Here is a 9,200-nt window from a genome sequence, read left to right as displayed (position 1 = left end):
ATGTACTAATTTCAATAAAAAAAAACAAAAAATTTATTTTCAATATATTAAAAAGTTTCTCACAATTTTAACTATTATATAATTTTTTAATAGTTAAAATGATAAAATTATATAATATTATATAATTTCCCATGATTTTTTTGATAAATTTACATTTGTCTGTTATTTATTTATCAAATATAATTCATGTGACTCATAATAATTAAGTAGGTGATTTCTTGAAAATTTCAGCAATAATAGCAGAATATAATCCTATACATAATGGTCATGTTTTTCATATTAATAAAACAAAAGAGCTTTCAAATTGTGATGGTATTATAGGAATAATGAGTGGAAATTTTGTTCAGCGAGGACAACCAGCTCTAATAGATAAATGGTCTCGTTCTAAATTAGCAGTGTTAAATGGCATAGACCTCGTAATAGAACTTCCTGCTATATATAGCATTTCTTCAGCAGAGTTTTTTTCTTACGGTGCAGTAAGTCTTTTAAATAATCTGAATGTAGTGGATTCATTATGTTTTGGGAGTGAATCTGGTAACTTAGAATTAATTAATTATGTAGCACAACTTTTACAAAGTCCTCCTTCTGAGTATTCAGATTTATTAAAAACATATATTTCTTCGGGTTTACCATATTTTACAGCTAGAAGCAAAGCCCTATTAACCTTTTTATCTAAGAAAAGTGATATAAATTTAACAAATTCTATAGACACTTTACTTTCTACCTCAAATAATATTTTAGCAATTGAATATTGTAAAAGTTTAATAAAATTAAATAGCACTATAAGACCTCTAACTATAAAAAGGGAGGGAGACAAGTACAATGAAAGAGATATAAAATCAAACTTTCCTAGTGCAACAGCAATAAGATTACAATTAGAAAATAAAAATAATCTAGAAACTCTTATTAATTATTTACCAATCTCCACCTATAAGGAACTTTCATATATGTTATATAACAGCTATGATTTTACCTTTCCACATAACATCTTTGAATTTTTAAAATATAAATGTATTACTATCCCAAACAATTTAGATAAAATTCCAGATGCTAATGAAGGCTTACATAATAAAATTTATAAATCAATAATCAACTGTAAAAATTTTGATGAACTTATGTATACTATAAAGAGTAAAAGGTATTCTTATACAAGATTAAGTAGAATTTTATGTCAGTATTTTATTGGTTTTGAAAATTATAAAACTGAAATTCTAAGGAAAAATCCTTGTCCTTATGCTAGAGTACTTGCTTTTAATAAGAAAGGTATAGAGATTCTAAGATATATTAAAGGTAATTCAAGCATACCAGTTTTTACTAAACTTCCAAAATATAAGGATTCTAATGAATGTCTCAAATTAGATATACTTGCAACTAAAGCCTATAGTATTATAAATAAAAATATAGATCCTCTATGGGATTATCTAAAAAGTCCCTTTATACTATAAATTCATAGTAATAATTATCTCCTTTTTAAATATAAATAGATTAGATTACTTATAAGGAGATTTTCACTTGAATATTATTTTTTATATAATCACCACCTTGGTATTTTTTACAATTTTTGTTTTACTACACAACTATACCAAAAATGAGATTACCAGTATAGTTGTTACTATTTTATGTTCATTTATTGTATTTTCACTTATTGCAAATCCATCAAATTGTATAAATAATGCACTTAATGGAGCCAAGCTATTTGTCTATAAAGTATTTCCTACTATGTTCCCATTTACAATGCTTTTAAATATAATTATAGCCTATGATGGAATTCATATTTATTCTAAAGTCTTTGGTAATATACTTTGTAAACCTCTAAAACTTCCAAATAAATGCAGCATTGTATTAATAATTAGTTCCTTTTGTGGATACCCAATGGGTGCACAATATTGTTGTGAACTTTTAGAAAAAAAAGACATTGATTTTAATACTGCTTCTAGACTTATTAATATAGCCACAAACTGCAGCCCCTTATTTTTAGTTGGAACTATAGGTGAAAGTATGCTCGGTTCTTCTCAATATGGATATATATTACTTATTTCAAGTTATATGGCCTGCTTTATTATGGGCCTATTACTACCAAGTAGTAATAATATACCTTCCAAAAATATAATCCTTGAAAAACACGTTTTTAAAAAGCAAAATATAGGTAAAGTTCTTAAAAATAGTGTAGAGAACTCTATATCATCTTCTCTTCTAGTTTTAGGCTTTGTAACTGTTTTTTCAGTGTTACTTGGAACAATAAAAAATACTGCAGTATTCTCTGCAGTAAATCAAAATACAATATTGAGTTCACTTCTACTTGGTTCTATTGAAATGACTAATGGATGTAGTATAGTATCTACTTCGGCCTTAAGTGTAGAACTAAAATTAATGTTATTTAGCTTTTTTACTTCCTTTGGTGGATTATGTGTTATAGCACAGACTTATGCTTATACAAATAGATATAATTTTTCACTGTTTAAATACATATATAGGAAAATATTTCAAGGTGTGATTTCTTCTGGTATTACCATAATATTATTTAAAATTAGTAATTATGGCATACTTACAATAAATCAAGGATCCTATAATCCCTTTACAAGCTCCAATATATTAATACTTATATTGATATTAATATCTATATTCCCATTTATAATATATAAAGGCATAAAATTTATCGAATCTTTTTAACTTCTTTAATATTATCTTGGATTACACCACTAGTAAAATTAATTTTTTCCTGATATCTTATTAAAAAATTTTCCATTTCTTTCTTTATATTTGAAAGCATAATATCGCTGATTTCCTTAACTTCTTTGTCTAAATCTTTAAGTACACCATCAGCATAATCTCTAGATCCAAGTCTGATATCTTTTGCAGTACTTTGTGCTGAAGCAATTATCTCTTCGGCACTTTTCTTTGCATCTTTTGTTATATCATGATTTTCAATCTCTTTCATTATTGTTTGTACATTTCGCCTTCTAATGATGTCAGCCTCTCGTAGAGAGTCACTTAATATTCTATCCTTCTCATTTAATATCCATTGAGCTTTTTTTAATTCATCAGGAAGAGCAGAAATTATGTCATTAATAATTTCTGAAATCTCTTTTTTATTTATAACAACCTTACCTGTCATAGGTAGTTTTGTGGATGTATCTATAATATCTGATAAATATTCTAAAAGCTTCATAACATTCATATTTGTATTCTCCCCTTATTTAGAGCTTTGAGATTTTTTTAGTACATCTGAAACAATCTCATTTGGGACCAATCCTTTAATACATCCACCAAATACAGCAACTTGTTTAACTGATGATGAACTTAAATAAGAATATTCAGCTCTAGTCATCATAAATACCGTTTCTACATTTGGATCTAGTTTATTATTCATAAGAGCCATTTGAAATTCATACTCAAAATCTGATATAGCCCTAAGCCCCTTTATTATAACTTTTGCTCCCTTTTCCTTCATAAAGTTTACAAGTAGTCCATTATAACATTCTATTTTTACATTTTCATTAGATTTTACTACTCTTTTTATAAGTTCTAGTCTTTCTTCTACAGAAAACAATCCTTTTTTTTGTGGATTTAAAAGAACTACTACTATAACTACATCAAATACATTGGCTGCTCTTTTAATTATATCTAAATGTCCATTAGTTATTGGATCAAAGCTTCCTGGATAGACAGCTACCTTCATTTCAGTCCTCCTTGTATCTGTAAAAACAGACTGTTGTATTGCCATACTTTCTAGAATCAATTAAATTTATTTTTTCATTTCCCCCATATATTTCTTCACTGGAATCAATCTTAGTTACAATTAAACCATTTCTATTCAATAAGCCTTTTTCATCAATTATTTCTATAGCTTTCGGAATCATATTTTTCATATAAGGTGGATCCACAAATATTAATCCAAACACAATACCATCTTTAGCCAATTTATTTAATGCATTATAAGAATCCATATTCAAGCACTTGCAAATCTGTTGAAATTTTAGATTTTCTACATTTTTTTCTAATATGGGAAAGGTTATGGGACCTTTATCAACTAAATAGCATTGCTTTGCACCACGACTTGCCGCTTCCAGTCCAAGACTTCCTGTACCTGCAAATACATCTAAAACTGTAGCATATGGTACCTCATTTTGAATTATACTAAACATTGATTCTTTTATTCTATCTAAAGTTGGTCTTGTTCCTATTCCTTCGGGTGATAATAATTTTCTTCCCTTAGCAAGACCAGCAATTATCCTCATATTTTTTCCTCCCTTTACCTTGCATTTCCCTAATATTGTAGCATATAGGCTTAATTTATACAAAGTTTTTTAACTGTTTTATATTTAATTCATAATTTGTTGTCAATTAAAACATATATACTTTGATGTAAGTTCTAATTTATTTAAAATATGATTTTTAATAAATATATCCTTTTCTGTATTACTTTTAATCAACTCTTTAGCTTCTCTGTTAGCTTCTTTCAATATATTGGAATCCTCCATTAAATTAGATAATATAAGATTATCTTCACCGTGTTGCCTGAAACCAAATATTTCACCACTTCCTCTAATTTTGAAATCCTCTTCAGCTATATAAAATCCATCATTACTATTTTTTAGTATTTCCATTCTGCGTTTAACTGTCTTACTTTTTATATTGGCAATTAAAAAACAATAGGATTTATCTTTACCTCTTCCAACTCTTCCTCTTAATTGATGAAGTTGTGAAAGACCAAATCTTTCTGCATTTTCTACAATAATGATGCTAGCATTTGGTACATTTACGCCTACTTCAATGACTGTTGTTGATACTAATACATCTATTTCTCCCATATTAAACCTGTTCATTATATCATTTTTATTTTTACCTGTCATTTTTCCATGAATCATTTCAACTGCAAAATCCTTAAAATATTTTTTCTTAAGTTCTTCCATCAAGCTATTTACAGAACTTAAATCAAGTTCATCATTTTCCTCAACTAATGGGCAGACCACATAAATTTGTCTTTTCTTCTCAAGTTCTTTAAGTGCAAATTTATATACTTTTTCACTATCTTTTTTATCAGTATAATAAGTATCCACTTTTTGCCTTCCAGGTGGAAGTTCATCTATGCTTGACACTTCTAGGTCTCCATATAGATATAACCCTAAAGTTCTAGGTATAGGCGTTGCAGTCATTACTAGTACATCTATATTATTTCCTTTGTTGAATATTTTACTTCTTTGCATAACGCCAAATCTATGTTGTTCATCCGTTACAACCATCCCTAGATTTTTAAACTCAACATTGTCCTCTAAAAGTGCATGAGTACCTATTACTAGGTTAATTTTACCTTCTTTCAAATCATTTTTAATAATAGTTTTATTCTTGTCACTAATACTTCCTGTTAATAATCCTATATTTATATCAAATTTTGATAGTAGTTTTTCCGCCTCAGTATAATGTTGCTTTGAAAGTATTTCTGTAGGAGCTAATAAAACTGCTTGATATCCGTTTTTAATTACATTGAACATGGCAATTAAAGCTATAATAGTCTTTCCGCACCCCACATCTCCTTGTACCAGTCTGTTCATTGCTATAGGTTTTTTTTCATCTATTAAAATTTCTCTCATAACTTTACTTTGAGCATTAGTAAGTGAATAAGGTATATTATTCTTTAATTCAGTAAGCTCCGTTGAAATTTTAAAAGCTATACCTTTTTTACCCTTATTTATATAATCTCTTAACATTAAAACTTTTAATGAATATGTAAACAACTCTTGGAATTTCAATCTCCTTCTTGCCTCATTTAATTCAATTAAATTCTTAGGATTATGAATACATCTTATAGCCTTATCTAAGGAATAAAATTTATGTTTTTCTAGAACCCATAGTGGTAGATTTTCCTCAATATTAATTTGTGATAAAACGAAGTTTACTATCTTTATAATGTAGGTACTCTTTAAGTTTTCTCTTAAGGCATAGATTGGAATAAGCTTTCCAGATTCTATATTTTCATTCTTAACAACTTGAGGAACATCTAAAGTTATTTCACCTTTAACCTTATTTATCTTTCCTAGCAATATATAATCATTATCCAATATAAAAGTCTTATAAATATATGGCATATTAAACCAAACGCCTTTAAAAATATTCAAACCGTCTGTAAAAATCAATTTTGAAACTATCTTTCCATTTTTACTTCTAAAACTACCTTCATTTTTTAAAAATCTACATTTTATCATGACTTTACTCCCCTTATCAAAGTCATTTATATTTTTTGTATAAGATACATTTTCATAATCTCTTGGAAAATATAATAATAAATCTAACACAGAAAAAATGTTACATTTATTGAGTACAATTTTAAGTTTAGGCCCAACACCTTTTATTGAACTTATATCATTATATACATTCATAGAAGCTCCCCTCCATATGATTTTTAATAATTTTTTGTAATAAAAAAAGCCCTTAGGCTTTTTTATTCAACTGAAACTATAAAATAATACAAAGGCTGCTGTCCATTGCTATATTGAACATCTAATTCTGGATAAGATGTTTCTAATTTACTTACTAAATCTATAACTTTAGCCTCATCACATCCATCTCCATAATATATAGAAATAAGCTCGCTATCTTCTCCAACCATTTGTTTTATTATATTCAGGCAACTGCTATATATATTATTTCCTGTTTCTTTAATTTCGCCTTCTATTAAGCCTAGTATATCTCCTTGCTTAATCTGTTTTCCATTAATTTCAGTATCTCTGACAGCATAAGTTACCGCTCCTGCTAATACTTTATCCATTGCTTTTGTCATAATATCTACATTTGTACTACTATCCTCTTCTACATTAAATTCTGTAAGGCAAGTTATTCCCTGTGGAATAGTCTTTGTAGGTATTACCATAACATTTTTATCACTAAGTTCTGCTGCTTGAGTAGCAGCCATTATTATATTCTTATTATTTGGAAGTACAAATATATTCTCCGCATTCAATTTATTAATTGAACTTAGAATATCTTCAGTACTTGGATTCATTGTTTGACCACCTTCAATTACATAGTCAACTCCTAGATCCTGAAATATTTGTGTCATTCCATCACCTGAAGCAACAGAAATAAATGCATATTTCTTTGAACTATTACTTTCCCCACTTACTTCATGGGTGTCAGATTTTTTTTCAGTAGGATATTCAGCTTCTAAAATACGTCTATGCTGTTCTCTCATGTTATCAATCTTTATTTTAGAAAGTTCCCCTAATTTTAAAGCTTTAGATAAAATAAGCCCAGGATCATTTGTGTGAATATGAACTTTTACAATATCATCAGCACCCACTACAATCATAGAATCTCCATGGTAAGATAAATCTTTCTTAAAAGATTCTAAATCAGCTGCTTTAGATTTAATAAAAAATTCAGTACAATATCCAAATTTTATCTGTGATGGATCTATATCCTGCTGATGTTTAAAATCCTCTACTATTGGTTCTTTATTTTCTATCAAAGGCGATTCTATATTATCATCAAGAGCCTCGTACATACCCCTAAGTATTATTAAAAAACCCATTCCACCAGCATCTACTACCTTAGCCTTTTTTAAGATTGGTAGCATATTCGGCGTTTCATTTAGAACATCTTCACATTGTTTACAAATATCTTTCATTAATTCTGTTATATCTTTTTCATCGCTATTTGTAGCTTCTTCCCCAGCAGTTCTTACAATAGTAAGTATAGTTCCCTCTGTGGGGCGCATAACAGCTTTATATGCAGATTTGCATCCTTCCATAAGGCTATTTGCAAACTGATGGGAATTAGCTTCTCTAATATTTTGAAGACCAATAGATATACCTCTTAATATTTGAGATAGAATAACACCCGAATTTCCTCTTGCACCCATTAATGCTCCCTTTGAAAGCTGTTTTGACATATCTGAAATAGTAGCATCATCCTTAACTTTCATTTCAGATACAGCACTTCTCAAAGTCATAGACATATTGGTTCCTGTATCCCCATCTGGTACAGGGAATACATTTAACGAGTTAACAAATTCTTTTTGTTTTTCTAACTTATTACATGCATTTGCCATCATATTGTAAAAACTACGGCCGTCTATTTTTAAGTATTCCAATTTTTGTACCTCCCTAGACTCTAACACCTTGAACATTAACTGTTATACTAGAGACTCTTAGTCCTGTATAGTTTTCCACATTATATTTTACCTTTTGAATTATATTGTTAGCAATAACAGATATTTTTGTACCATATTCCACAATTATATATAATTCTATATTAATATTATTATCTTTTGAGTTTATTTTTACACCTCTACTTAGATTTTCTCCTCTAATCAATTCCCAAAAACCGTCGCTAGCATTTTTTGAAGCCATACCAACTACACCGTAACATTCCATAGTTGAAATACCTACGATATTAGCAAGAACATCAACTGAATAGTTAATGGATCCATTTTCATTGGTTATACCCATAGTTCCAATTCCTCCTTATTCTTTACCATATAAACATTTTATATTAAATGAGTTAATAATTCAAGAAAATTAATCCATTTATACTTTTCTTAATTCATTTTTCACTTGCATATTTTATATATTCTATGATAAAATAATGTTTGTGCTAATTATGAAGTTCATAGCTTCATTTAAGGAGGTGTTTTTAATGTCAAGAAAATGTGATATATGTGATAAAGGATTAGTAGCTGGAGTTCAATACAGTCATTCACATCGTCAATCAAAAAGAACTTGGCTTCCTAACGTAAAGAAAGTTAAAGCAATCGTGAATGGAACACCAAGAACAATACACGTATGTACAAGATGCCTTCGTTCAGGTAAAGTTCAACGTGCTATATAAAGATAAAAAATGCAGTTGTATATACAATTGCATTTTTTATTTTTACCTATTTTTTCATAAAAATTTTTATTACTGAGGATAAGAACTTTGGAAGTTTAAAAGCAAAAATTTTCATATAATCCCTCCCTAGTGATCATGTGAATGATTAATTAAACTCCAACCACAATAAATTAGACCAGCACCAACTGCCATAATCCAACCCCAAACTGGAATAATGAATGTTATTATAATACCTGCCCCAATAGAGGCAATTATTATTCCCCATCTTTTCTTTGTTAATCTATTATGTTTTCTTGTCAATTTAATTACCTCCATCATCACTCCATTACTATTATATGATTGCTATCACTGTTTATTTCTTAATACTACGGTGT

10 protein-coding genes are annotated in these 9,200 nt (G+C 28.4%); 3 read left to right on the top strand and 7 right to left on the bottom strand.

Going from position 1 to position 9,200, the window contains the following annotated elements; translation table 11 throughout:
- The first annotated feature begins 218 nt into the window (after positions 1-218).
- Together RH99_RS16730 and spoVV are read left to right on the top strand one after the other, a co-directional pair.
- Complete coding sequence (locus RH99_RS16730; RefSeq protein WP_010240926.1) at positions 219-1,445, top strand: nucleotidyltransferase; 1,227 nt, start codon at positions 219-221, stop codon at positions 1,443-1,445.
- A 67-nt stretch (positions 1,446-1,512) separates the two neighbouring features.
- Complete coding sequence (spoVV, locus tag RH99_RS16725) at positions 1,513-2,670, top strand: dipicolinic acid transporter SpoVV (RefSeq protein ID WP_010240924.1); 1,158 nt, start codon at positions 1,513-1,515, stop codon at positions 2,668-2,670.
- Here the strand turns inward: spoVV and RH99_RS16720 are convergent.
- From RH99_RS16720 to RH99_RS16695, 6 genes are all read right to left on the bottom strand, one after another.
- Positions 2,654-3,178, bottom strand: a complete 525-nt coding sequence (locus tag RH99_RS16720) for a hypothetical protein (protein WP_010240922.1) — start codon at positions 3,176-3,178, stop codon at positions 2,654-2,656. The genes spoVV and RH99_RS16720 overlap by 17 nt on opposite strands.
- Positions 3,179-3,193: 15 nt before the next feature.
- Positions 3,194-3,679: a pantetheine-phosphate adenylyltransferase gene (gene coaD / locus RH99_RS16715; protein WP_010240920.1), complete on the bottom strand. Its 486-nt coding sequence runs from the start codon at positions 3,677-3,679 to the stop codon at positions 3,194-3,196.
- Position 3,680: 1 nt separating this feature from the next.
- Complete coding sequence (gene rsmD, locus RH99_RS16710; protein ID WP_010240918.1) at positions 3,681-4,238, bottom strand: 16S rRNA (guanine(966)-N(2))-methyltransferase RsmD; 558 nt, start codon at positions 4,236-4,238, stop codon at positions 3,681-3,683.
- A gap of 102 nt (positions 4,239-4,340) precedes the next feature.
- A complete protein-coding gene (recG, locus tag RH99_RS16705) occupies positions 4,341-6,377 on the bottom strand; it encodes an ATP-dependent DNA helicase RecG (protein ID WP_010240914.1) in 2,037 nt (678 codons plus the stop codon).
- Positions 6,378-6,439: 62 nt separating this feature from the next.
- A complete protein-coding gene (gene fakA, locus RH99_RS16700) occupies positions 6,440-8,089 on the bottom strand; it encodes a DAK2 domain-containing protein (protein ID WP_010240912.1) in 1,650 nt (549 codons plus the stop codon).
- 13 nt (positions 8,090-8,102) lie between these two features.
- Positions 8,103-8,447: an Asp23/Gls24 family envelope stress response protein gene (locus RH99_RS16695; RefSeq protein ID WP_010240909.1), complete on the bottom strand. Its 345-nt coding sequence runs from the start codon at positions 8,445-8,447 to the stop codon at positions 8,103-8,105.
- A 187-nt stretch (positions 8,448-8,634) separates the two neighbouring features.
- Between RH99_RS16695 and rpmB the strand changes: the two genes are divergently transcribed.
- Positions 8,635-8,826 (top strand): 50S ribosomal protein L28, encoded by a 192-nt coding sequence (gene rpmB, locus RH99_RS16690; RefSeq protein WP_003442111.1) that lies wholly within the window; start codon positions 8,635-8,637, stop codon positions 8,824-8,826.
- A 126-nt stretch (positions 8,827-8,952) separates the two neighbouring features.
- On the opposite strand, the gene RH99_RS16685 is transcribed toward rpmB, so the two are convergent.
- A complete protein-coding gene (locus tag RH99_RS16685) occupies positions 8,953-9,126 on the bottom strand; it encodes a hypothetical protein (RefSeq protein ID WP_010240903.1) in 174 nt (57 codons plus the stop codon).
- Between the last annotated feature and the right edge of the window lie 74 nt (positions 9,127-9,200).

Origin of the sequence: Clostridium arbusti SL206 (assembly GCF_000246895.1) — a bacterium.
Classification (GTDB): Bacteria; Bacillota; Clostridia; order Clostridiales; family Clostridiaceae; genus Clostridium_I; species Clostridium_I arbusti.
Note: the sequence above shows the minus strand (reverse complement) of the source record. Positions and strands in the feature narration are given on the sequence as shown.

Coding starts and splice junctions, on each gene's coding strand:
- coaD (WP_010240920.1), bottom strand. CDS start 3,679: ATGAAGGTAGCTGTCTATCCAGGAAGCTTTGATCCAATAACTAATGGA.
- RH99_RS16720 (WP_010240922.1), bottom strand. CDS start 3,178: ATGAATGTTATGAAGCTTTTAGAATATTTATCAGATATTATAGATACA.
- rpmB (WP_003442111.1), top strand. CDS start 8,635: ATGTCAAGAAAATGTGATATATGTGATAAAGGATTAGTAGCTGGAGTT.
- rsmD (WP_010240918.1), bottom strand. CDS start 4,238: ATGAGGATAATTGCTGGTCTTGCTAAGGGAAGAAAATTATTATCACCC.
- RH99_RS16695 (WP_010240909.1), bottom strand. CDS start 8,447: ATGGGTATAACCAATGAAAATGGATCCATTAACTATTCAGTTGATGTT.
- recG (WP_010240914.1), bottom strand. CDS start 6,377: ATGAATGTATATAATGATATAAGTTCAATAAAAGGTGTTGGGCCTAAA.